The 26,674-nt window shown below is 37.9% G+C and carries 16 protein-coding genes; 4 read left to right on the top strand and 12 right to left on the bottom strand.

The window, feature by feature from the left end; all coding sequences use genetic code 11:
* Window positions 1-21: 21 nt before the first annotated feature.
* From CC99x_RS05015 to CC99x_RS05000, 4 genes are all read right to left on the bottom strand, one after another.
* Window positions 22-3,192, bottom strand: a complete 3,171-nt coding sequence (locus tag CC99x_RS05015) for an ankyrin repeat domain-containing protein (protein WP_057623058.1) — start codon at window positions 3,190-3,192, stop codon at window positions 22-24.
* A 195-nt stretch (window positions 3,193-3,387) separates the two neighbouring features.
* Window positions 3,388-4,449, bottom strand: a complete 1,062-nt coding sequence (gene thrC, locus CC99x_RS05010; protein WP_057623060.1) for a threonine synthase — start codon at window positions 4,447-4,449, stop codon at window positions 3,388-3,390.
* Between the two features lie 37 nt (window positions 4,450-4,486).
* Window positions 4,487-5,803 (bottom strand): homoserine dehydrogenase, encoded by a 1,317-nt coding sequence (locus tag CC99x_RS05005; protein WP_259596608.1) that lies wholly within the window; start codon window positions 5,801-5,803, stop codon window positions 4,487-4,489.
* Window positions 5,790-7,004: an aminotransferase class I/II-fold pyridoxal phosphate-dependent enzyme gene (locus tag CC99x_RS05000; protein ID WP_057623064.1), complete on the bottom strand. Its 1,215-nt coding sequence runs from the start codon at window positions 7,002-7,004 to the stop codon at window positions 5,790-5,792. Before CC99x_RS05000 ends, CC99x_RS05005 begins: the two co-directional genes overlap by 14 nt.
* Window positions 7,005-7,089: 85 nt before the next feature.
* Between CC99x_RS05000 and CC99x_RS04995 the strand changes: the two genes are divergently transcribed.
* Window positions 7,090-7,461 (top strand): Mth938-like domain-containing protein, encoded by a 372-nt coding sequence (locus tag CC99x_RS04995; RefSeq protein WP_057623065.1) that lies wholly within the window; start codon window positions 7,090-7,092, stop codon window positions 7,459-7,461.
* Here the strand turns inward: CC99x_RS04995 and CC99x_RS04990 are convergent.
* Entirely contained in the window at window positions 7,454-8,605 is a 1,152-nt protein-coding gene (locus CC99x_RS04990) for a hypothetical protein (RefSeq protein WP_057623066.1), read from the bottom strand. The two genes, CC99x_RS04995 and CC99x_RS04990, sit on opposite strands and share 8 nt — an antisense overlap.
* 226 nt (window positions 8,606-8,831) lie before the next feature.
* On the opposite strand from CC99x_RS04990, the gene CC99x_RS04985 reads away from it, so the two are divergent.
* Both CC99x_RS04985 and CC99x_RS04980 read left to right on the top strand, forming a co-directional pair.
* Complete coding sequence (locus CC99x_RS04985) at window positions 8,832-13,538, top strand: hypothetical protein (RefSeq protein ID WP_057623068.1); 4,707 nt, start codon at window positions 8,832-8,834, stop codon at window positions 13,536-13,538.
* A 174-nt stretch (window positions 13,539-13,712) separates the two neighbouring features.
* A complete protein-coding gene (locus tag CC99x_RS04980) occupies window positions 13,713-14,258 on the top strand; it encodes a cytochrome b (RefSeq protein WP_057623070.1) in 546 nt (181 codons plus the stop codon).
* A 140-nt stretch (window positions 14,259-14,398) separates the two neighbouring features.
* On the opposite strand, the gene CC99x_RS04975 is transcribed toward CC99x_RS04980, so the two are convergent.
* The 5 genes from CC99x_RS04975 to guaB all read right to left on the bottom strand — a co-directional run bounded on the left by CC99x_RS04975 (window position 14,399) and on the right by guaB (window position 23,673).
* Window positions 14,399-16,141, bottom strand: a complete 1,743-nt coding sequence (locus CC99x_RS04975; RefSeq protein ID WP_158003185.1) for an NAD-dependent malic enzyme — start codon at window positions 16,139-16,141, stop codon at window positions 14,399-14,401.
* Entirely contained in the window at window positions 16,090-19,995 is a 3,906-nt protein-coding gene (gene purL / locus CC99x_RS04970; RefSeq protein ID WP_057623072.1) for a phosphoribosylformylglycinamidine synthase, read from the bottom strand. The genes CC99x_RS04975 and purL overlap by 52 nt, the downstream gene beginning before the upstream one ends.
* Window positions 19,983-20,471, bottom strand: a complete 489-nt coding sequence (gene tadA / locus CC99x_RS04965; RefSeq protein WP_057623074.1) for a tRNA adenosine(34) deaminase TadA — start codon at window positions 20,469-20,471, stop codon at window positions 19,983-19,985. The genes purL and tadA overlap by 13 nt, the downstream gene beginning before the upstream one ends.
* Window positions 20,472-20,635: 164 nt before the next feature.
* A complete protein-coding gene (guaA, locus tag CC99x_RS04960; RefSeq protein WP_141651867.1) occupies window positions 20,636-22,183 on the bottom strand; it encodes a glutamine-hydrolyzing GMP synthase in 1,548 nt (515 codons plus the stop codon).
* Between the two features lie 17 nt (window positions 22,184-22,200).
* Window positions 22,201-23,673: an IMP dehydrogenase gene (gene guaB / locus CC99x_RS04955; RefSeq protein ID WP_057623079.1), complete on the bottom strand. Its 1,473-nt coding sequence runs from the start codon at window positions 23,671-23,673 to the stop codon at window positions 22,201-22,203.
* An 82-nt stretch (window positions 23,674-23,755) separates the two neighbouring features.
* On the opposite strand from guaB, the gene xseA reads away from it, so the two are divergent.
* Complete coding sequence (gene xseA / locus CC99x_RS04950) at window positions 23,756-25,114, top strand: exodeoxyribonuclease VII large subunit (protein ID WP_057623081.1); 1,359 nt, start codon at window positions 23,756-23,758, stop codon at window positions 25,112-25,114.
* A gap of 12 nt (window positions 25,115-25,126) precedes the next feature.
* Here the strand turns inward: xseA and CC99x_RS04945 are convergent, their stop codons facing one another.
* Together CC99x_RS04945 and CC99x_RS04940 are read right to left on the bottom strand one after the other, a co-directional pair.
* Window positions 25,127-25,438, bottom strand: coding sequence for a hypothetical protein (locus tag CC99x_RS04945; RefSeq protein ID WP_057623083.1), 312 nt, complete (start codon window positions 25,436-25,438; stop codon window positions 25,127-25,129).
* 150 nt (window positions 25,439-25,588) lie between these two features.
* Complete coding sequence (locus CC99x_RS04940; RefSeq protein WP_057623085.1) at window positions 25,589-26,608, bottom strand: hypothetical protein; 1,020 nt, start codon at window positions 26,606-26,608, stop codon at window positions 25,589-25,591.
* Between the last annotated feature and the right edge of the window lie 66 nt (window positions 26,609-26,674).

Raw genomic sequence — 26,674 nt, 5'->3', positions numbered from 1 at the left:
ATGTTATGTATCGTGACAATATCAATTTCTGTTTACTTTCTTCGAGGGGGGCTTAGCCTCGACACTAATACCTCTATCAGCATCAGCGTCCACTCTCTTTCGTTTCCTTTTTGACTCCCTAGAAAAAGTGACGGGCGGCGCACTCCCTGATTTCTCACTTGACACAATGGATTGCGACAATTTACCTCGGAGCAGCTGAGCAAATTCAGGACTCGTCTGATTTAAGACAGCATTGTCAGCATCATCCAATTTTGCCCCCGCATCAATTAACTTACATGCAATTCCTAGATGCTTCTTTTCTATTGCGTACCTTAATGCCGTATTACCAAACCCATCTTTTAAATTTACATTTGCGCCGTTATTGATTAAAAATCCCACAATATCTTCACGTTCATTTTCTACAGCCCCCATCAATGCCGTACTACCAAAGGCATTTTGAACATTAACATTCGCCTTATGTGTGACTAAGGCCGTAACAATATCAAGGAAGCCTTTATTTGATGCAGCCATCAATGCGGTACTACCATATTTAGATAAACTGTTTACAAAGCTATGATTAATTAACTCAAATGAAAGATTTGTGAAATCTTTATCTATTGCATTGATTAGAAGATCATTGAAATTTCGAATATTTGCAAATAATTCTGGAATAAGTTCGCGTCGACCTTTCTCTTCTAAAAGTCCTACCAAATCATTAATAAGATGAACATTAGCGCCTATCTGACCGCCACGCTGAATTAATTCTATAACGAGCTCAGGATTAGGATGGGTTCTGGTGATAGCATTTTCTAGAAGCGTTATACCAGATTTACTGTCACAATTAACATCTGCACCACTTTCAAGCAATTTTAAAGCAATATCCCCATGGCGGTATAGTATCGCAATAGATAATGGTGTTGAACCATTCTTGGTTTTTGCGTCAATGATAGCGTCATTCTCGATCAATTTTAAAACAACTTCCATATTTCCATTCTGAGCTGCTATATGTAACGCTGTCCAGTCTTCGGTATCTTTAGCATTAATATCCGCTTTATGCTCGAGTAATGTTGAAACAATGTTTATTTCTTTTTTACGAACTGCTGCCATTAAGGGTGTACAGCCACTGTAATTTTTGATTTCAAGATTAGCACCTTGTTCAAGCAACGCTACTACAACTCCTTTCATATCATACTGCGCAGCATAATGCAGAGCTGTGTCTCCATTGCCATTCCTTAAATCAATGGTATTAGCACAAAGCGTCATTAATTTCAAAATAACTTCTTCTAGTTCGTTTTTGCCTTGCCCACGTTGAAGACGAATCAAAATGCTATTCATTAAAACTGTGTTACCATTTTCAAATCTTGCGTCAGACCACAACCAATTATTCTCAATATTATTTAATACCGAGTAATAATCGTCAGGAGGATAACGAAAAGCCGAGTCTATACACTCAAATTCATCTTCACGTTTAAATTCTTTAGCAATCTCGAGTGTTCTCTCAATCAAATCTTCTTTTTTATGAATAAATATCCAATTTACCAAACTCTTAAAGAAGTCTGACGCTATCAGCGGAAATGAATTTTCCATCACGCTGCGTATGGCTTGTTCCGTTGCCGTCATAGAATCCTGATCAGAATCATATAAATAAAACGGCTTGCTTCGTTCAACAATTGGCAACTGCTTGTTTGAATCACAGTAATCGTTATAGTCAGTAAATTCTTCTTTAGTATTTAATAGTGAAGAAACGCCAACAAAAGTGGACATACCCGAGTCAGCGCCACAAGCTACTTTATCGGTATATTCACCATCAACAAGGTTTTTTGAAAGTGTTATATAAAACTTAGATAATTTATCTATTTTTTTGAGGTATTCTGGATCTTTTCTGTCGCCGGATAATTCTATTGAATCAAAAACAATCGCGTTCGATTTGCTGCGCCACGCCCAAGATTGCCCCAACAATGTGTCCTGTACTGTTGGATTATTCACATCCCCTTCGCACACTACATAAAACCCCCCATATTCACTGGTCAGTCCATGAATAGTGCAGGGTTCACCTGCCTCACCTGACAGTGACTGGCAACAATCTGTTAGCTTTCCTAAGCATGCTGCACGAGCCGCATGCATTTCATCCATCACGGGAACCTTCATTAAATAGGTGCCAGGATGACCTATTGTAGCACCATCAATTCGAATATTCGGAATATGCTCATCATTGTCTTTACGCTCAAGCGCAATAAATTTTGCACAGTCTTTTTTTGTAAGACCATGCTCAAGCATATACTTATAAGAAGCTTGGCTTTCTTTCAAATAGTGTTCATTGCAGGCTTTTAAAATAGCTAAATCAGCATTTTGTATTTGTATACCTCCACTCATTTTATAGAGCGTACTAAGCAAGTCAGGAAGAACTTCAGCATTTAGATTATTTCGCTCTTGCATTTCAGCATATGTAATAATATCCGCATCCTTTCGTTCTAACTCTTTAAATCTTTTATTGTTAGTTTCGATTTCCTTCTTCATTTCTTTAATCATGTTTAAGTGCTTTCTACTTCTTACATCTAAGCCTTCCGCTGCTTTATTTTGATTTAATATGCGTTCTAAATCAGGCGCCCTGGATAACAAAACCCAAAACTGCATGTCATTTCTATTTTTTTGAAACAATTTTTTCCACTCAGAAAAAGTGCAATTTTCCACATCTGGCACAGTAAAAAGACAAGCATCATGCACCGACCCTTTTTCCTTTATGTACTTTATTGCATCTGTAGTGTTATCAAACATTAAAGAAAGTTTTAAGGCATGTTCTTCTGGAATACCATTATGCTCATATAGATGTGCTAGTTTGCAGTAATTGAGCAACTCGTTATATCTTGCCACATTGTAATATTCACCATATTGTCTTGCATGATCTGCAGGTAATGCTGATGAATCGTCACTACCATGTGCAGCTTCTACAAGCATATATTTTCTTTTAATTGATTCCACGATTTGATCAACATGCTGCTGTATAATGAAATCTTCTACTTTAATGTTTGCAGCAGCAACAGCGTCCTCTTGCACTTTTATTTTATTCTTCACCCCGTCTACAGCGCTACTACTCTCTTTGGAGGCTTCATCTGTTTTCTTCTTCAGGGCAAGCTTACTGTTTTTTAAAGCACTATAAAGTTTGTCTATATTGTCTATTTTAGCAAGTAGATCTATGAAGTTGTCATCATCCATACGTCATCTCCTATCACTTATTTTCAAAGATTTATAAAAGTTTCGATGTGGTTTTTGAGAAAAAGTTGCATTTAATTATTTGCAATTAATACAACGAGTTAGACAGATGTACCCACACTATGGTTATATTTTACGATCGAAAATGAATCAAGAAAGACTAGACATAAACAACATTATAAAAATATTTTGGTAATATTAAATATTTTTTTCTAAATGATTTTGAATAACATGTGCTTGTGGATTTAAGGTAACAATTGAATGTTGATGATGTTTCATGACAACATCCGAATCTTTTAAGCCATTACCTGTGAGTGTGCAAACGATTGTACTCCCTTTTTCAATTTTGCCCAAATGAATATCTTTAAATAACCCAGCAATAGAAATGGCGCTGGCAGGCTCACAGAATATACCTTCTACCCGTGCAAGCAATCTTTGTGCAGTGAGAATTTCTTCATCACTGATACTCGCGAACCAACCTGCAGAACCAATAGCAGCCTGTTGCGCTAACTCCCATGATTGCGGATTACCAATTCGAATCGCAGTTGCAAGCGTCTCTGGCGTTGCAATCGGTTTATTATGGATAAAGGGTGCAGCACCTTCTGCTTGATAGCCTAACATTTTAGGTAATTTTTTTGATTTTTTGAGACAAAAAAATTCTTTATACCCCATCCAATACGCCGAAATGTTGCCAGCATTCCCCACTGGCAAGGCATGATAATCAGGCGCCTCTGCTAATGTTTCTATAATTTCAAAAGCTGCGGTCTTTTGTCCTGCAAGTCTATGAGGATTTACAGAATTTACAAGTGCAATAGGCAATTTCTGGCTCAGCGCTTTCACCAATGTCATTGCATCATCAAAGTTACCTTCAATTTGAATAATCTCTGCCCCATACATAATGGCTTGTGCTAATTTACCATGCGCAATTTTACCGGAAGGGAGCAAAACAAAGGCTTTCATCTTTGCTTTTGCGGCATAAGCTGCAGCTGAAGCAGAGGTATTACCTGTGGAAGCACATATAATTGCTTTTGCGCCCACCTCCTTTGCTTGGCTAATCGCCACTGTCATCCCTCTGTCTTTAAAAGATCCTGTAGGATTGAAGCCTTCAATTTTAGCAAAGACTCTATATTGATTATTAAATAAAGACATCAAGCTCGTTAGCTCGACTAAAGGGGTGTTTCCCTCTACGAGACTGACAATATTTTTCTCATGTTTAATCGGCAAATACTGAAAATATTTCTCAATCAGAGAATAATTCATGTGCATCATTCCGTAATAATAATTTGTGTTCTGATAATTAATCTAATATTAAATTTTCTAGTCTTAAAGTAACAATATTATTATCTATACCACCACAGACTCTAATTTCATCAAGCGCAGCTCTTAACAAGCCTTCTTTGACTGGATGTGTAATGATAATCACAGGCACTTTATCATGAGAAAATTCTGCAGGCTGTTGCATAATGGTTTTAATACTAATATGTCGCTTACCAAGCGCCTGCGTTACCTTGGCGAGAATACCTGGCTCATCCTTTGCAGACAAGCGCAAATAATAAGCACTGAAGATATCCTCTTTAGGCATAATGACTAAATTTTCTAATAGTTTTGTCTGAAATGCTAAATAAGGAACCTTCATGTGCGCAGGAATATTCATATTACGAATAACATCTACCAAATCAGCAATCACACTAGAAGCTGTTGCATCTCCGCCCGCACCCGCGCCATAATAAAGTGTAGGGCCGACCGCATTTGCATGAATGGCCACGGCATTCATCACACCATTTACTTGTGCTAATAAACAATTTTTGGGAAGCAAAGTAGGATGCACGCGAAGCTCAACACCAGCGTCTGTTCTTTTGGCAAGACCTAAATGTTTTATGTCATATCCCAACTGACTTGCATAATAAATATCTATTGGATCTAGATTACAAATACCCTCGCGTATCACTTTTGAGTATTGCAGGGGTATACCAAATGCAATAGAGGCTAAAATCGCTAGTTTATGTGCCGCATCCATACCTTCTATATCAAAGGAAGGATCAGATTCTGCATATCCCTTCTCTTGTGCTGACTGCAATGCAGTATTAAAATTCCATTTTTGATCTCGCATCTGCGTTAAAATGTAATTACAAGTGCCATTAATAATACCTGCCAGCCAATTAATTCGATTTGCACCTAAACCTTCTCTAATTGTTTTAATAATCGGGATACCACCCGCTACAGCACCTTCAAAAGCAACGGTAACACCTTGGGCTTCTGCTAAGGAAAATATTTCATTACCATGTTCTGCAATCAGTGCTTTATTGGCTGTTACAATATGTTTTTTATACTCTATTGCTTTTAGAATGAGCGCTTTGGCAAGCGTGCACCCGCCAATCAGTTCAACAACAATATCCACCTCAGGATCTTCCACCAATGAAAAGGGATCGGTGGTCAATTTTAGATGAGAGATATCACAATCACGCTTTTTATTTAAATGCTGTACAGCGGCACCATATACCTTTAAATCCCGCCCCGCACGACGACTAATTTCATTATGATTGCGTTGCAACACTCTATAAGTCCCCGAACCAACCGTTCCTAGACCGAGAATGGCGATATTAACCGGCTCCAATTCGCTTCTCCTTAAAATCGACGGCACGCGTGCTGCGAATGAATGCTTCAAGCCTATTGATAGCTTCCACCATGCGTTGTGGACTTTCAATGAGCGCAAAACGTACCGCATGATCGCCAGCCTCACCAAACCCAATGCCAGGTGCAACAACCATATGCGCTTTGTCTAAAAGAACTTTGGTAAATTCCAAAGAATCCAAATGGCTAAACCTTTCTGGAATGGGTGCCCATACAAACATCGTTGCTTTTGGCGCCTGCACAGGCCAACCGATATTTTGTAGCCCAGCACACAAAACATCTCTTCGCTGTTGATATATATCACAAATGGATTGTCTATATTCATCACCATGCAAAAGTGCTTCTACTGCGGCAATTTGAATCGGCGCAAATATCCCATAATCATAATAAGATTTAATTTTTGTTAAAGCGGATATTAAGTTCACATTACCTGCCATATAACCTACACGCCAGCCTGGCATATTATAAGACTTTGATAGAGAGCAAATTTCAACCGCCACATCCTTGGCACCTTTAACCTGTAATATAGAAGGCGCACAATAGCCATCAAAACACAAATCCGCATAGGCAAAATCATGAATAATCCACGTTTGATAGTGTTTTGCTAAAGCAATGATTTCTTCAAAAAATCCAATCTCAACGCAATGCCCCGTGGGATTTGCAGGAAAATTTAGCATAATCGCTTTGATCTGCTTATTTGATTCTAGCTTTTGCTTTATCTCAACCAACATTTTTTGTTCTGACTGCACTGAGAAAGTATCTACTTGTGCCCCTGCAATTAAAAAAGCATAGGTATGAATAGGATAAGAAGGACTGGGTACTAAAACACAATCATGCGCTTCTGATATTGCTAAAGCGAGATGAGAGATGCCTTCTTTGGCGCCAATCGTTGCCACAATTTCAGAATCCACATCAAGACCAACGCTATAATTTTTTTCATACCAGCTTGCAACCGCACTGCGAAAAGACTCAATACCCTTGGGTGGTTTAACATAACGGTGTGTTTGCGGCAACTTCGCCGCCTGAATCAATGCCTCCACAATGGGCGCCGGGGTATGTCCATCCGGGTTTCCCATGCTCATATCAATGATATCAATGCCACGCTGAAGATATTCGGATTTTAGTTGGTCTACTTTGGTAAATACATAGGTGGGCAGCTTTTCGATACGGCTAAGTGGTTTCATACATAAACGTTCCTGTTACAGTATATTCCAAGTATAATGATAGTCTTTAGGCGCAGACTTTGCGCTGTTAAAAGACGAAGACTATATGATAATACAACAAGATGACAACTCTGCACTATTCCACATCGACAAATATCAACCTGGTGAAATATGGATAAACAATCAGCCTTACTACCACAGCGTGTTGATAAGACCTGACGCTTTAGAGTCACCATGGCCGGTTGCCTCTCTGGATGCCTTGGATGTATCCCACTTTGATGCACTCTTGAATAACCCACCGGATATATTTTTATTGGGTACAGGAAAATCTTTAATACAACCTTCTCCAAGACTCTTGAGTGTTTTATATGAAAAACAGATTGGGGTTGAGGTGATGGATTCATTGAGGGCAGCTTATACTTTCTTAATTTTAAGCTCAGAAGCAAGAAATGTAGCCGCAGGCATTATTATTATTTAATCTTATATTTTAAGCAGTCAATTCGTTTAAAGGTAATCATCTTTAAAAAAACTAAGCCATACTCATCGTGAGTACACACTTCACGCATCTCATGCCTTGCTGCTTTGGCCTTTTCAAAAAGATTCTGAGAGCAACGAGAATCCCGGTTCGTACTAAAACGGATAGATTCAATGGCATTATAAAAATCCTGTAACTGTACAACCACTTCTGACTCAGCAATGGTCTCTTTCGAAAAAATGCTGATGAGTTTTTCTAAATTTTGTGACATTCCATCCAATGTATCATTAATGGTAGATTTTCGAGCAACAACATAGCATCTTTTTAAAGCTTCAAAGATAGAAATTAATCTTAAAATAAAGGCTTTATGATTGGCATCTTTAATAGTGCTAGACTGATCTTTTAAAAAACTTCCCTTTGAGCCAATTACCACCTCTAAGCCCAATTGCTCACTGTAATGCAACATTTCAAGCTGCGACTGAGGTTTAGTGTTTATGAAACTCTCCATCAAACTTCTTTCCAAATTTTCAAGTTGGCGTATTGTTTCTTGCTGACAAGAATATTGATTTAAACTGCGAATCGCACTAATGAGCGCAGAAGCATCTAACTCTAAATTATGAACAGATCCAATGAAGCCTTGATGGTTTTTTAGTTTTTCAATCTTCATAGATTTTAAGATTTGAGTGATTCCCAAAATTGTTATATAGCATTGTTGAGCAGATTTCTTTGCTTGTAAAAAGGAAACTTCATTCAATGAACGTTTCAACTCTGTAAATTCATTCACGCGATACTGATAGCTATAAAGCTGCTCTCTTATTGTCACAAGTAACCTATCAATATGATATAAGTAAGTATGGATGGTTAATAAATCTAAATTAATATTTTTTGTGTTTGTAGAATCATAATTTTGTTTTAAAGTTAATACGAGTGATTGTAGCGAATCAACTGCACTGAACCATTCTCTCATATAAGTTAAAGTATCGTCTGTATCAGCCATTGCTTTCACCCGTAACACATCACTTCGACCCTGTATAGGCAATTCATTTTTATTCAGTCCTAGAATCATCCTTTTAAGACGTTCTACCCCTCGCTTCCAAATGCCTCCTAATCTGAATGTTTGTTGCTGCCCCTTTTTCATAAAAAGCATCAAATAACCTAAATGAAACTACTTTAATTTATTTGAACACATCTATAAAACAAAAAACAAGTTATGTTGTTGACACACATCCATTTATAAGGCCATATACTCTTATTGTGATCAGTAAAAAACGGTGAAAAAAAGATATTCACTAAAGATTAAACTTTTTATAGCGCTTCAGGGACTAAGTAAATAAGGAAAGAACGAATTGTGTATATAAACTAAAAGGTATACTATGGCAGCCTCTCAAAATCGCCGAAACAAACTAAAAGGCAAATATCATAAAACAAATATATCCAAAGAATTACAAGGAAAGATTGGAGCCGCCACCACACACCGAAAGCAGCGCCAAAGAGAAGCTGTAGAAGATACGGAAGCGTTCACACTCCTGCCCCCTGAAAATGATTTAGTATTAGAGGATTCAGCATCAGAACTATTATCTACAACAGATAAGCAATCCTATATCACACAACTGATACAAACACGTGACTACCTATCAGCGCAATTAGAACATGTCTCTGATGAAAGCTTCAAAAACGCTCAAAGCATTCTAAGTGAAAGCACTGAATATACACAACGCGATGACTATTTACTGTTAATTGAATCATTAACTACTGAGGTATTAGAAGGACAGCTGAACACTTACGATGATTATAGATATGCCATGGCACATTTACAGCTTGCAATCGAACATCTGCAAGAAATACAGGATTCTTATCAGCTGCAATCTGAAAGCCAATCATCTGTTGAGCTATTAGAAGAAGATGTCGACGATGGATTATCATCCATTGATTTTACAACAGAGCTAGAAAAACAAACCACGTATACAGAACAAGCCCATAGCCAAGCACCCAATCAAGATACCACAGAATATAACAAAGCTTTAGAAAAAAGTATCTTAGAAATTGTCAAGGCACATATTTCATTTTATGAAAAATTAAAAATCTATCAGCACTATATCAATGCAGAGCATAATGGTATTTCTGCAAATCATAACGCAACGCTAGAAAAATTCAGACAAATTCTTCAAAATCAATTCAAAGACATAAGCATCGATGAAGTTTTAGCCGCATTGAAGGCACATGAGGAAGAGAGAGAGACTCTCTCTTTAGAAGAAATTGCAGCATTAACCAGTTTAGCGATTCAATTTTCAAATACAGATAACAAGGGTTTATTAGCATATCTTCACATAAAGGAAGTGTTGCTTGATTTTCCCGACATTATTAGTGAAAATACTTATTTTTTATCCTCCATTGATATCGCCTGGCAAAATGCCATTCATATCATACCTGAACAAAGCGCAATTGTTTCTAGTACAATTAAAAATCTTGAAAGCACCATTATCAACTTACAATCTTTGCAAAAAGTACAAGCTCAACTCTTTATCTTGAGAAACAATAAAGTACTTGATGAGGAGATAAATGCTTTATCACAACTCAATGATCCTCAACATGTTCAAAGTATCTGCACGCAATTCGAGAAACGATGTGAAGAGCTGCGAATCAATGCACAACGTTTAGCCCTAGAAGCAAATATGCCTGAAAATCAAGAAAATACAAGTTTAAAATATCAGGCTAACACTGCACAAGAAGAATACAATAAATGGTTATTACATAAACCAAAATTCTCAAGCGAGCATTTTGGTACAGAATTAGAAAATATAAACAATATGTTTAAACAATATGCTGCGATGCTACAAACATTATCAAAAATACAAATTTCCTTTGGACATACCCATGACCCACAAAAACTAAAACAAATTCAATCACTTAACCTTAAGACTGCGCTTCTTTATAAAAAAATAAAAGAGCAATATACTGATTCACTCGATATTATTGAAGAAATATTAAGTAATCAATTAGAGTCCGAAGCACTGAGCGCACTCAAACCATTTTTTGAGAAACAAAAAATTCAATCCACTCTCAAACAAGCAAATGTACTCACACAATCTCTCAAAGACAATCCAAGTGCAAAAGGTGCTTTTGCACAACAATTAAAATTAGGCATTCTCTTTAATAAACGTGGTACTGAACAAGATGCGCACTTCTATAAAATGCTTAGTTTGGGGATGCTTGCTGATTTTTCAGAAAAAGAAATATTACAAATGGGCGTCGATGGATTGAAGCATTGCAGTCATCCAGACGATATTGAAAATGCCCTCCTCTTTATTCAATATTGTTTACTCAATGATACTGAAAACCAAACTGTTCGCTTTGACGAATATGAAAGCTATACCTTAACACAATTGAACGATATATTATCAAAGTTAACATTAGAACGACACCAAGCGTCTATTCATGCTATCCAAGATCTCATTGAAAAAAAGCATACTGAAAGAATCGCTTCTTTTTCCAATACAATTAAAGATCTGTCGCTTACAACGGAATTAAGCATCTTACCTCAAGATTTTAGCAGAATGATTTTCACGCAAATATATAAATTACAAAAAAGCAGCAAACAAGAGAGAGACGATATATATAATGAATTTCTGTCTTGGATTCATCATGCAAATGAAATATATTTCCAAATGCCAAACAATGATCTCAGTAATCCTCTACATGCGGCACTTAGTTTTCTTGATGAAGCAGCATCTAAAGGCATCGATGTGCACACCGCCAAAGAAATCATTTTTAGAAAAAAGCTATCTCCTTCCCAAACAAAGGAGATACCCACTCAGACAATCAATATTTCGTCACTCAGCGAATACAATTCTTTATTGCAAAAAATTGAACAGGTCGCAAATGGCACGTTGAGTGAAGAAGAGAAAAACATACTCAGCACACAGCTTATTGAAATGATTGAAGCCGCGCATACAAATGAACTCATTCAAATGTCTATCAGTGAGTTATCCGCTGCAGGAAATAAAATTGATAAAAAAAATATAGAAAAAGGCATTTATGCTCAGCCACAATCGCTTCATTTTAATAGAAACGAGCAAATCAGCAATAAAATTTATGCATTACTTGCAACGCTGGTTATGAACCAATATAAAGAAGGAGAAATGGTTGAAAGAGAAAAAGTGAGCGAGTGCAGGAGAATATATGACTTTTACAATCAAATGTTAAACGATGCCTATGCGCAACATCGCTATTATGCGTTTGAAGATATTTTTTATGCACAAGGCTATAGTAGCATTCCTAGATTTGTAGAAAACAATGCCGAGAGAGAACAGTATGCCTATTTATTTCAATACAGGAAAAAATATTTTACAAAGCTAAAGTCTGAACATAACGCTGCTCCCTCAACAGATATTTTTATCGACCGTTTTGTCAAAGCACAAGAAGGTATGAATTCTGATTTACTCTCAAAATATTTACTGATAGGACGAAGCACGAATCAATTCATTGATTCGCAAGCAACCGTTCGCAGAACGAATCAATCTATCTCACCCTTATCTGATTTTGAAGCCTTCGCAGACAGTGTGCTCTTTGATTGCTATCAAGGAGCTTGTGCTGTTTCTCCAACCACACTTACAATTGCTGTAAATGACACTGCATTGCAACAAGCCATACTCGAGCAATCCAATGTTATCAAACCTAAAAATTTACCCAAAGCTAAATCATTAGCAGCCTTCAATAGCATCACGGAATTGAATCATTATTTAAAAATATGTGCCAATAGAGAATGGGGTTATCATTTAATAGATGTCCCTGCTCAAGAAGAAATTTTAAACTTCATCAAAAATCATATTATCTTTTCAATACAGAAAACCTCATTGATACCTGATATCACTGAGATTTTTGAATTGCTTGATCACATGAATGAAATTCAAATATATGAAACAGGAGAAACCATCGATCCCAATAATGTATACAAAATTGTTTTTGAAGCTTACGATCAAGCCATGCAAGAATTACCTGAAAATATCACAAACACTATGCTCAAAAATTTTCATTCACAGCTTGAACAATCCTCTCATTTTTTAAGTATCGTTGAAAATCACCCAAAATGGTACGAGGTATTTTCACTTAAGAGAGCATGCTATAACAGTGCCATTCAGTTTGAAAATCATCTGTTAGACAAAATTGAATCCGCACCAGACTCAGTCATTGAATATGAAGAAAGCTCATCTTTCGTTAATCTTTTGAATATTGTTCTCTCAGGAAAGACGCCCTCTATTTTTAGTAATGATCAAACAATTGTTTCTGGAAATTTTGCAGCAATGATGGCAGATAAAGAATACTGGGTAACTCCTTATGACCCTGAATTTGTTGAACCCAGTCAAATATTTTTATCTTTATCACAAGAAAAGCAATCTGCTTTGGGAAATTTTTCTGCCAAAGCATTGAATGCTCAATTTTGTCAAGGCTTACCTTGGGCACTTAAGCTTGACTCTATTGATAAACTTAGTCACACCTCTGCATTGGATAAACCTAATTTACTGAATACAGCTCAACCTTTAGAAAAAGAAACACAATTAATCGTTATGCAATATTTGCTTGTATCTTTTGATATCATGGGAAAACTATGTGGTCGAGATGGCGCACTCACACTCAAAAATTATGATGCAATTGATGCAGTGGTTTCAAATATTGAAAAATTACAAGCTGATCTCAAAACCAAAGCATGCCTTAGTCCTGATTTCAAAAAGAAAATAGGTGCACAGCTACAATCATTACAAATGCAAAACCAGCAATTAAATGTGATGTCACAACAATCTAAGCGAGGCTTTTTTAATTTGAATATTGATGTGAATAATTTTTGCCATTTAAATGAAATTCTAGTACATCAATTACTTGGCATTCCTTTCAAGACCTCTTTACTTGCTCCTCAAGACGCTTCTCCCCCCCACCGAGATCTCATTACACAAGCTATGCAAAAACCAAGCACCAATGCTGGTTTTTATGTACGAGACAAAGAGAATAATGCATCTAATCCTATTGTTGAAGCCATACATGTTACGCCTAAAATCAAAAAGAATGCTAATAAACAGCTCAAATAATAGCTTCTAGATGATTTAGTTTACAAACAATAAATTAGTACAGAGAAATGGCTTATTGTTTATAAACTTTCAGATATAATACTAAACCAAAACAAACGCCTCACAATATGCTTTATCATATTATGTACAGAATAAAATAATAATTCTTAAAGATTAGTTACAAAGGAAACTAAAATGCAATTAATGAATAATGAGAAAAGATTTGGCTCACTCTCGAAATTATTACATTGGACGATTTTTGTGCTTTATGTGATCCAATATTTTTTAGTCTATCGCAGAGAATATTTTCCCAAAGATTCTCCTGAAAAATTACAATACATTTTATTGCATAAGTCTTTTGGTGTTTGTGTTTTAGCGTTAGGTTTATTTATGTTGATGTGGCGCCATGTGGGAACACGCCCCTCTTTGCCACCGATGCCTAAAATTCAAGTTATTCTTGCTAAGATCATGCATATTTTACTTTACCTGAGTATGTTAGTAATGCCTATTTCTGGTATCTGCATGTCTATGTTGTCAGGACGCCCAGTTTCTGTATTTGGTTGGTTTGAATTACCTATGTTACTTGCTAAAAATGAAGCACTTGGCGGTATTTTTTATAAGACGCATGTTTTTAGTTCTTATGCAGTTATCGGTCTAGTTGCTGGGCACACACTTGCAGCTTTATATCATCATTTTGTGAATAAAGATGATGTCTTAAAGAAAATGACTTGTGGGGTTTAACGCCCATTTAGGTGGGACGGCACAACGGCCGTCCCCTACAGCAGATCATATTATGGAGATAAACATTGTGATAACAGATAAATCTTCGTAGGGGATCGCCGTTGTGCCGTCCCGAATAAAATCATAAGGATTGCATAAGATTATACTGCTTTAATCGTCCGATAATACGGCTCCCACGTACCAGCACGCACCAAATTTTCAATAGATTGCTCAGCTTTGAGATCAGAAACGCCATCTCGAATGGCTTGTTCTGCAACTCTCACTGCGATATGGGAAGCCAAGCTTGTGATATCCACAACACTTGGTAATAGAGGCTCTCTTGGATCTTTTTGTGCCGGTGATCGCTCACAGATGGCTTGCACCGCTGCCCAAAGCATATTATCTGTCACTGCTTTTGCACGAGACACAATCACACCAAGCCCAATGCCAGGGAATGCTAACGCATTATTGCATTGTGCAATCACGTACTTTCGATCGCCAAGCATAACAGGATCAAAAGGGCTGCCTGTTGCAATCAAGGCTCTTCCTTCTGTCCACTTCAATACGTTTTCTGGATTCGCCTCACAATTATCATTTGGATTTGAAAGTGGAAAAATAATAGGCTGTGCAACATGTTTAGCAATAGTACGAATTACCTCTTCTGTGAAAGCACCACGAACAGTCGATGTGCCAATCAAGATGGTTGGCTTGGCCTGCTGAACAACCGTTAATAAATCATGTCCTGGTGGGTAATATTTAGCTTCTTCTTTGCTTCTTGCATATTTACGTTGATGCTCCATTAAACCCGGGGTATCTTCTAGCAAGACACCTGGTCTATCCATTAACCAAAATCTTTTTCTTGCATCTTGTGGATCCATCCCATAACGTAACATAGCATCATACAATTGATCGGCAATACCAACACCCGCAGTACCCGCACCAAAAATAATAATCTTATGATTCTGAATAGGAACAGAGGTCGCACCAATAGCTGCTATGATGGCAGCCAACGATATAACACCTGTGCCCTGCATGTCATCATTGAACATACAGTGATAGTCTTTATATCTGTCTAAGATACTACGTGCATTTTCTCTACCAAAATCTTCCCAATGTAAAAATACGTTTGGCAGTTTGCGATGCACAGCCTGCACGAATTTTTCAATGAAGGCATGGTATTTATCACCACGAATACGTTTACTACGCCACCCAATGTACATGGGATCGTCTAATAATTGCTGGTTGTCTGTACCCACATCTAACATAATGGGCAGTGTGCGATAAGGATTAATACCGCATAAACTGTAAACCACAAGTTTAGCAATCGAAATATCCATCGCCCCAATCCCTTGATCACCAATACCAAGCACACCCTCACCATCCGTTGCAACAATCACATCAACATCAGGATGTGTACGATGCTCTAATACATCATCAATCTCATCAATATGTGGATAGCTGATGTATAAACCACGCGGTTGGCGAAACTCATGACTATATTCTTTAACGGCTGTGCCAACATTCGGTGTGTAAATGATGGGTAATGCCTCTGCCAAATTATCTAGCAAAAATCGATAAAACAGCACCTCGTTACTATCATGCAAACCACTTAAATAAATAAATTTTTGCAGATTACTCGAGTAGCGTTGGTATTGTAGGCTAATACGTGCGACTTGCTGCGCTAAGGTTTCAATACAATTTGGCAGTTTGCCTAAAAGACCAAGCTCTTTACGCTCTTGGTCTGAAAAAGCTGTATCTTTATTGAGCAAAGGAGTTGTGAGGACAGGCTTGCCTCTTAAGGCGGTTTCTATCCACTCTTGCCCGGTCTTTTTATCAATTTTATTGATGTATTTTAACACAGTGTTTTTAACCATTCCCTTGCGTTGTAAAACATTTGCATCCATGGCGTAAATCTTTCTTCGCTGATGCTGTCCCATGCTTTAGGGTACCAAGACAACTGCCATGTTTTAATGACTCTTTCAGGATGTGGCATCATGATGGTTACTCTACCATCTTGTGTTGTTAAGCCTGTTAACCCAGAGGAAGAACCATTAGGATTAAATGGGTAATCATTTGTATACTGCCCCTGATTATCAATATAACGTAAAGTTGCTAGTTTTGCATCCTGACACTGATTTTCTTGACACTTATCGCTAAAAACCGCCTGCCCTTCACCATGCGCTACAGCAATCGGCACTCTCAATCCAGTCATACCTTGTAATAAAATAGAAGGTGAATCTATCACTTCAACCATACTTAATCTGGCTTCGAATTGTCTAGATTGGTTACGTGTAAAGGATGGCCAATGCTCTGCGCCTGGAATTAAATCTTTAAGGTTAGAAAGCATTTGACAGCCATTGCACACGCCAAGGGTAAGCGTGTCTTTTCTTTGGAAGAATCTAGAAAAGACATCATTTAATTTTTGAACATGCATGATTGAGTTAGACCAACCCTTACCTGCACCCAAAACATCGCCATAGGAAAATCCACCACAAACGGCTAATACATTAAATGCATCTAAGGTTGCACCTTTTAAGAGATCTTGCATAGTAATATCGTAAGCATCAAAACCCGCTAAAGTAAAAGCAGCTGCCATTTCACGATGCCCGTTAATACCTTGCTCCCTTAAAATAGCTACTTTGGCTTTACGCGTTGTTGTTGGCGGCAATAAATTAAACATGGGTGTTGCAACACTGTGCATACCTTTGTCTGAATTATTCTTGATACGCTCATAGGATTGTTCTGCTAATGCTGGATTATCTCTTAATGCCTGTATTTTGAAGCTCACGCTTGACCACGAGCTTTGCAAATCACTGCGCTTCGCACTATAAATCACTTTTTGCTGATATTTTATGTTCAGTTCATCGCATTGATTAATGCTTGCAATATTATAAACATGAGACGCTAACTGCATGTTCGCAAATACGGCCAACACCGCATCGTAATGTTGTTCTTTAATCTGAATCACAACACCCGCCTCTTCATTCAGCAAGGCCTGAATATAACTTTTTTCATCCACTGCATAATTTGAAAGATCAATATCTAAGCCCAGATGGGATGCAAAAGCCATTTCACAGACACAAGCCCATAGCCCACCATCGCTTTTATCGTGATAAGCGATAATCATCTCTTGGTCTTTGAGTTGCCTTAAAGCATGAAAAAATCGTTTTAGGGTGTCTGCCTCAATATCTGGACATTCATGCCCTATCTGATTGGTGACTTGTGCAAAAATACTGCCTCCCATACGCTGATGACTATTAGACAGATCAATCATCAAAAGTCTTGAGGCTTCGCTTGCATCCAATAAAGGTGTTATTGTTTTGCTAATGTCTGCAACGGGCGCAAATGCAGAAACGACCAAAGTAACAGGGGAAACAACTTGGTGTGTTTTATCTGCTTGTTGCCAAGAAGTTTGCATGGACATAGAATCCTTACCAACTGGAACCGCAATACCCAACTGGGGGCAAAAGCTCATACCAACAGCTTCTACCGCATCATACAAATCTATGGCTTGTTGCGACATTTGAGCATCTGCCATCCAATTACAAGATAATTTGATATCTGAAAGTGCATGGATATCTGCCGCTAAGCTATTGAGCACCGCTTCAGCAACACTCATTCTGGCCATTGCTTTAGCATTAATAGAGGAAAACATTGGGCGCTCACCCATTGCCATTGCCTCACCTGTCAGTGTGGTATAACAAGAAGCACTCACGCCACAATCTGCAACAGGCACTTGCCATGGCCCTACCATTTGGTCTTGCGCAACCAAACCTGTCACAGTTCTATCGCCAATGGTAATTAAAAAGCTTTTATCTGCAACCGTGGGTGCCATCAAGACACGCTCTAAACCCTCTTTGAGTTCAATCACACTTGTATCCACAGGTGGATAAGCAACTGGCTGTCTTTCTAAGGTTTTTTCAAGTTGTGGTGGATCAGCAAACAAAATACTGGTTGGTAAATGAACAGGTGATACTTCTGCATCTGATCTTTTCGCTGCAATAATAGGTTCATCTGTTGCCACACCGACTACTTGATAAGGACAACGCTCTCTTTTTGCAATGGCATGAAAGGCCTCAAGCTCGCTTGGATCAATGCCAATAATATAGCGTTCTTGCGATTCATTACACATAATTTCAAGTGGGCTCATACTTACATCTGCGACAGGCATTTTCTCTAACTTTAATGAAACGCCCAATCCACTTTCATGCACCAATTCAGAAATCGCATTGGCAACACCCCCTGCCCCAACATCATGAATACTCTTAATAATATTGTGTGACATCATTGTACAAGTACTAATGACCTCTTGTGCCCTGCGTTGCATTTCTGGGTTTTGCCTTTGTACAGATGCAAAATCAAGCTGCTCATCACTTTGCCCTTGTCCCATGGAAGATGCTGACCCACCACCAATACCAATTTTCATGGCGGGGCCACCCAATACAATAATCAAATCACCATTTTTTAATGCTAATTTTTTAATATTATCTGAGTAAATACATCCCATACCACCCGCTATCATGACAGGCTTATGATAGCCAAAGGCATAATATCGCTCTTTATCGTCAACAATGGCTTGCTCATAAGTTCTGAAATAGCCACAAATATTAGGGCGACCAAATTCATTATTGAAAGCAGCTCCCCCTATAGGTGCTTTTAACATGATCTGTAAAGCATCTTGAATACGATTGGGCACATGATAATTTAATTCCCAAGGCATTTTATAACCAGGTATATGTAGATTAGAGACAGTAAACCCTGTTAAACCTACTTTAGGTTCACTACCTCGACCTGTGGCACCTTCATCTCTGATTTCGCCGCCTTGTCCTGTTCCACTACCCGCAAAAGGCTCAATCGCCGTTGGATGGTTATGGGTTTCCACCTTCATCAATATATCTGCTTTCTCAGTAGAAAAATAATATTCTCCATTGCTGTCTCTTTTAAAAGAGCGCGATGCAAAACTTTCAATGACAGAAGCATTATCTTTATAGGCAGACAAAACCCCATCGGGAGAAGCACGATAGGTATTCTTAATCATTTGGAATAAACCAAGCGGCTTTTCATCACCATTGATAGTCCATTTTGCATTGAAGACTTTATGTCGACAATGCTCAGAATTAATTTGTGAAAACATCATTAATTCTGCATCTGTTGGATTTCTATCCAGATTTGTAAAGGATTGATATAAGAAATCAATTTCCACGTTAGATAATGCTAATCCTAATTGTTTGTTGCAAGTTTGTAGTGCAGTAATCCCTTGGCTTTTAATATCAATTTCTTCATGCATCAATTGTGCAGGTGTAGAAAATATATCATTCAATGCAGATGCTTTATCAATAAAAGATTCAACCATTCTGTCGTGCAAGATTTTCTTCAATTGTGCAATAACAATTTCATCCGGTGAAAATCCAGCTTCAAAGCTAAAATAATAGGCTAAACCTTTCTCAATACGCGCAACTTGCGATAGCCCTGACAAATGCAAAATATCAAGAGCTTTACTGCCCCAAGATGAGTAGGTGCCCATTCTAGGAACAACCCAAAATGTTTTATGGGAGGGTTTTATTTTTGCAGCATCCGCTTTTACTGCCTTTAAAATATCTAATACTTTTGCAAGATCATTATCTGTAAGATCTTCACTTAGCAAATAATACTCTGGATATATATCAAGTGTTGTTATCTGAGGGCATATTTGCTTTGACTCCAGAATAGTTTTGTTTAAATAGAGATTTTCACTTTCTAGACCTATCAGTCGCAACATCTTTCAATCCTCTTCAAACGCTTCTTTTTAAAAAATTCAGTTAATAAGGAACCACATGATTCTTTAAGAATTCCCCCTACAATTTCAGGGTGGTGGTTCAGCTGTGGCATAGATAAAATATTAATCACACTTCCGCTTGCACCGGCTTTCAAATCAAAAGCCCCAAAAACAACTCGCTTAATACGTGCTTGAATAATGGCGCCAGCGCACATGCAGCAAGGCTCTAAAGTGACATAGAGTGTGGTGTCTAATAATCGATAATTTTGAAGTCGAGTCGCTGCTTTTCGAATAACATTCATTTCAGCATGGCAAGTCGGGTCATTGTGGGAGATAGGCGTATTGTACTCAGCAGCAAGTTCAGTATCTTCTTGAATTAAAACAGCGCCCACAGGCACTTCACCTTGAGCTTGGCCTTGTTTTGCGAGTTCCAGTGCACGTTGCATCCAATAAATATCTTGCTCAAGTTGTTGTTTCATTGATCTTTAAATGGCTGAGTACCTTAGTTCTATGAGCTAACGTTATCTGGTCATGCCGGCGAAGGCTGACATCCAGTAGCCCTTCGGGCTACCCCTGTGGATCCCAGATATTTTGCTTCGTAAAATTCTGGGATGACAGTAAAAAAATATCTAGAAAATCCAAACTACTCCCATTCAATCGTTGCCGGTGGCTTACTTGAAATATCATAGGTTACACGTGCAATACCTTTCACTTCATTGATGATACGTCTTGAAGCCTGCTCTAACAGAGCATATGGCAATTCAGCCCATTTTGCAGTCATAAAATCTGTGGTTTCAACCGCTCGGAGTGTTACCACATATTCATAACGACGCTGATCACCCATAACGCCAACTGTTCTTACAGGTAAGAATACGGCAAAGGCTTGTGAAACTTTATCGTAGTAATTAAATTCATGTAGACATTCAATGAAGATAGCATCTGCACGTTGTAATATTTCAACATATTCAGCATGAATTTCACCTAAAATCCGCACCCCTAATCCAGGCCCCGGGAAAGGATGACGTTGAATCATCGGTTTAGGCAAGCCCAATGCTAAGCCAATTTTACGTACTTCGTCTTTAAATAACATACGAATAGGTTCGCAGAGTTTTAAATTCATTCTCTCTGGCAAACCACCAACATTATGATGCGACTTAATGACCTGCGCCTTCTTAGTAGAAGTACCGTTAGACTCAATTACATCAGGATAAATCGTACCTTGTGCTAACCATTTCACCTCTGGTATTTTTTTCGCTTCATTTTCAAAAATACGAACAAAGGTTTCACCAATGACTTTACGCTTCTCTTCAGGATCAGACACACCTTTGAGTGCTTCAAAGAATATGTCTTTCGCTTTAACATAAATGATATCGATATCAAAATGTTCTTTAAAGGTGGTTAGCACTTGATCTGCTTCATTAAGGCGCAATAATCCATGATCAACAAACACACAAACGAGTTTCTTGCCAATCGCTTTATGACATAAAGCAGCAACAACAGAAGAATCAACTCCTCCAGAAAGACCTAATAGGACTTTATCATTCCCTACTTGCTTTTGCAGATTATCAACCAATGACTCAATGATATTCAGCGGTGTCCAATCCGCATTACATTGACAAATACGATGTACAAATCGCTCTAAAATTAAATGCCCTACAACAGTGTGCGTTACCTCTGGATGAAATTGAAGAGCGTAATATTGTCTAGACTCATCTGCAATTGCACAAATGGGTGCATTATCTGTCTTTGCAATCACATGAAAACCCTTGGGAAGTTCTGTCACGTGATCGCCATGTGACATCCATACTTCTAAAGAAGATAATTCACTGAGTAAATCGCTGCTGCCTTCTAAAGTGATGGTTTGACGGCCAAATTCACGCTTTAAAGCACCTTCTACTGTACCCCCTAATTGCAGAGTCAAAGCATGCATACCATAGCAAATACCTAAAATTGGGCATTTTAAATCAAAAACGATCTGCGGTATGCGAGGTGCATTTTCTTCAAATACAGAATCTGGCCCACCAGATAAAATGATACCTTTGGGATTAAATTGAACAATATCATTGTCATCACAATCATATGCTTTGATCTCACAATATACGCCTGTCTCCCGCACTCTTCGTGCAATCAACTGCGTATACTGCGATCCAAAGTCTAAAATTAATATTTTGTTTTCACGTAAATCTTTCATTATGGTACCGCTTAATGTTAAGAATCTGTTCTGTAATTAGGTGCTTCTTTTGTAATAGAGACATCATGCACATGACTTTCCCTCATACCTGCTGAAGTCACGCGTACAAATTGTGCTTCTGTTCTTAAGGACTCAATGTTGCTCATGCCAGTATAACCCATGCTAGAACGTAATCCGCCCATCAATTGGTGTACAACTTGGCGCATACTACCTTTATAAGGAACTCGACCTTCAATACCTTCTGGCACTAATTTTTCCACTTCTTGTTCATGAGATTGAAAATAACGATCGCTAGAACCTGACACTTGTCCCATCGCCCCCAAAGATCCCATACCACGATATGATTTATACGAACGGCCTTGATAAAGAATGGTTTCGCCTGGCGCTTCATCTGTGCCTGCTAATAAACTGCCTATCATAACGGTAGATGCGCCTGCAGCAATTGCTTTTGAAATATCGCCTGAATAACGAATACCACCATCTGCAATCAAGGGAATATTATATTTTTGCAAAGCTTTTGCTACTTTCATAATGGCAGTTAATTGTGGGACACCTACGCCAGAAATAATACGGGTTGTACAAATTGAACCTGGGCCTATACCCACTTTGACCGCATCTACACCTGCTTCTGCCAATGCAATAGCTGCCTCGCCCGTTGCAATATTGCCACCAATCAATTGTACTTCTGGAAAATGTTTCTTAACCCATCTAATTTTATTTAAAACACCTTCAGAATGTCCGTGCGCTGTATCAACAACAAGCACATCTACACCCGCCTCAACAAGAGCATGAATTCTTTCATCGGTATCTTTACTTGTGCCAACTGCCGCACCCACACACAATCTACCTGATTCATCTTTGCTGGAAAGCGGTTTATCTTTGGCTTTTTCTAAATCTTTTACGGTAATAAGACCACGCAATTTGAATTTTTGATTCACCACGAGTATTTTTTCTAGGCGGTGCGTTCGAAATAAATCAACAACAATGTTCATGTCTGTGCCTTCTAGAACGGTCACTAACCTTTCTTTAGGCGTCATAATGCGTGAAACGGGCAAATTAAGATCTGTCTCAAAACAATAATCACGATGTGTGACAATACCTACCAATACATCTTCATCTTCGACAACAGGCACACCAGAGATGCCGTAATTTTCTACAATCTTGAGTAATTCGCCAATGCGCGTAGAAGGCTTAACCGTGATGGGCTGGCTGACAATACCACTTTCATACTTCTTTACTTTTTTAACTTCTTCTGCTTGTAGCTCTACAGACATATTTTTATGGATGATACCAATACCACCTTCTTGAGCCATATGAATAGCTAACTTGCTCTCGGTCACTGTATCCATTGCAGAAGAAACTAATGGAATGTTAAGGTTGATAGTGCGAGTGAGTCGTGTATTCAGTTTTACATCTTTTGGTAAAACAGCTGAATAAGCAGGTATGAGTAAAACATCATCAAAGGTTAGTGCTTCTTCAATCATTCGCATATATTCAAGTCCTCAAAAATGATGGGTTCACTTCAAAAAATTAACCAAGCATTATAATAGAAAATTATGAAGAATTAAAGATATGCAGCATTACACGGAAACAGATTCTCCCCTTATTGAAGAAATATTTGCTGTAAAAGACTTAAATAATTTAGTTAAGTCCATGCTTGAAGCAAATTTTTCAAAAATTTGGGTTAAAGGGGAAATTTCAAACCTAGTACAACCACGTTCTGGACATCTCTATTTTACGCTAAAGGATGAATCTGCACAGATCCGATGTGCCATGTTTAAAGGCCAACAAAGAGGCATCAACTTTAACATAAAAGATGGTATTGAAGTTTTAGTTGAAGGTACACTGAGTCTGTATACGGATAGAGGCGATTACCAACTCATTGCTAGCAAAATGACCCTATGGGGCGAAGGTCAACTCCAACAAGCCTATGAAGCCCTAAAGCTAAAGTTACAAACACTGGGCTGGTTTGATCAAAGCCATAAAAAACCCATCCCTCGTTTCCCTAAACATATTGGTATTATCAGCTCTCCAACAGGAGATGCCTTACAAGATATTTTAAGAATACTCAAACAGCGCTATCCTATTGCCCCGATTACTCTTTACCCCACTCAAGTACAAGGAAAGACATGTGCTACTGAAATTGCGCACGCCATTCGTTTAGCCAATAGCCATCAACAAGCAGATGTATTGATTCTTGCAAGAGGTGGTGGCAGCCTAGAAGATCTCTGGGGCTTTAATGAGGAAATTGTTGCAAAAGCAATATTTGAAAGCACAATACCACTCGTCACCGGCATCGGTCATGAAATGGATTTCAGCATTGCAGACTTTGTTGCAGATTTACGAGCACCTACCCCTACGGCTGCGGCTCAATTTATCACACCCGATCAACAAGAACTCATCGCCTCTTTAGAAGAAAAAGAGAGAAGCTTGGTACGCGCAATGCAACGCATGATCGATTTTTCCTATATGAAACTAGATGGGATGGAAAAAAGACTGGTTCATCCTAAAAACAAAATTGAAAATAATATTGAAAAATTAAAACATTATACAAGACATTTGCAAAACGCATTGCAAACATGTCTACAACAAGCGCAAAACAAAATGAATACATTAGATCGCGCATTACTTCATCATGCTCCCATTCGGCTCATTCAGACCTTATTGGAAAAGATAGCGAATCAAGAAAAATCAATGCGCTATCTCATCCAACATCAGATTAGCCAAAAAGAAAAACAAATGCTTCAATACTGCGAACTCTTAAATTCATTAAGCCCATTGACCACCATGAAAAGAGGTTTTTCAATTACAGCTGACGAGAACAATAAAAATATTCATTCTATTAAGAATTTACACACTGACCAAATCATCATCACAAAAGTGAATGACGGAAAAATCAAAAGTAAAATTATAAAGCTGATGAATGATTGATTTTAGCTCTCCTTAATTTTTGTCGATACACTTCTGACTGTGACTGTAGGGGCTGTTCAGGACGAGGCTCTGTACTTGAAGAGGACTGAGACTTACTAAAGCGCAGTACTTTAGCCATTTTATTTGTAGGTTGCTGTAATGAATCCCAAATTGCATCACGTGCGGATTAGAATAATGTTCAATTGCATTGTTTTCTTCCAAAACACGAAATTCACTCAGTTTTATGATTGCTTCTGGACGATAATGATTATTTTCATTCATTCTACGAATAACACTTTCCGCAACGAGCGGAGGAACTATATTCAGTATATTCAGGACATCCATATATAATAGGACAGCCATAAATATTAATTACAATAAAATTATTTATCAAAACAATCATACAATTCTGATATACAAATTAATTAAGTTTCAGAAAAGGTAAAATAGGCTGTTTTTTCTATTAGAAATTGAGTGATTGTATAAAGTGAGGAGTTAAGCTATCGCTTGAGGATTATTGTATATTTTCTTTGCTTGAGTAATACCTTTTAAAGCTTTCTTTCTCCCTTTAGCAAAATTAAGCAGTAAGATTTCACTCCCCACTGCATGAGAAAAACTTTTAGCTAAATTTTTAACTAAAGATATCCAATTCATGGGTTCGAATTGCAATCTGCTTAAAATGGGCGCTAGATGTTCTGGAATAGAACCCGCTTTTTTATCATCCCGAATCACTCTGCCTGTATAATCCACAAGCTCTAGATAATCAATAAGTTTAAAATCAATGGCATGTGAATGATTCGTTGCGATGTTTGTAAAAGGCACTAAGAACTTGGGTTGGGCGAGGCTATTATATATATCTACTTTTTCGCGCTTAAGCTGTTTAATTGATTTTGGCTGATTGATTTTTAATTGCTTAGAAATATGCTGAATGCGCTCATAAATGGAAGTAAATTCTGATTCTTCAGGCGTTTCTGTAATCACAGCTCTCACTGGATTTAAATCAACATAAACCATTGCACTCAACAATGCGCCTTCATCTAATAAAGCTTGGGACTTAAAACGCCCTTCCCAGAATCGTCCAGCAGTATCATCCTCTTCATTTACATCGCGTGCGATTCGTTCATTTAAACAACGCATAAACCAGCTGATGCTTGTCAAACGCTCTTTCCAAAGCTGAATCTTCTGTTTTAAGTGCTTATTTTCTTGAGCGTCTTTGGGGAAAATAGAAGCCCAACGACGGATGATTTCTGCTTCTGACCAATTCTCAGCCACTTTATCTTCTACATACAAAACAACATGATAATGATTGCTCATGATGGCATAGGCACAGATTTTGATGGCAAAGATATCTGTTAGATATTTTAATCGATTGACAATCCACGCTTTACGGTGAGAATAATCTTTCTGTGTTAGCTCATCAAAACCGCACAAAAAGCTGCGACGCACACAGCGATTCATGACGTGATAATACGGCGTTGCATTCAAATCTATTTGTTCTGAGCGAGCTAAAGTCATAACTTAATAAAATATCCCTATTACTGAAAGGAATTCTAGCTCAAAAATTTTGGGTAAAGCAACTTA

This window comes from Candidatus Berkiella cookevillensis (genome assembly GCF_001431315.2).
GTDB lineage: Bacteria > Pseudomonadota > Gammaproteobacteria > Berkiellales > Berkiellaceae > Berkiella_A > Berkiella_A cookevillensis.
Note: the sequence above shows the minus strand (reverse complement) of the source record. Positions and strands in the feature narration are given on the sequence as shown.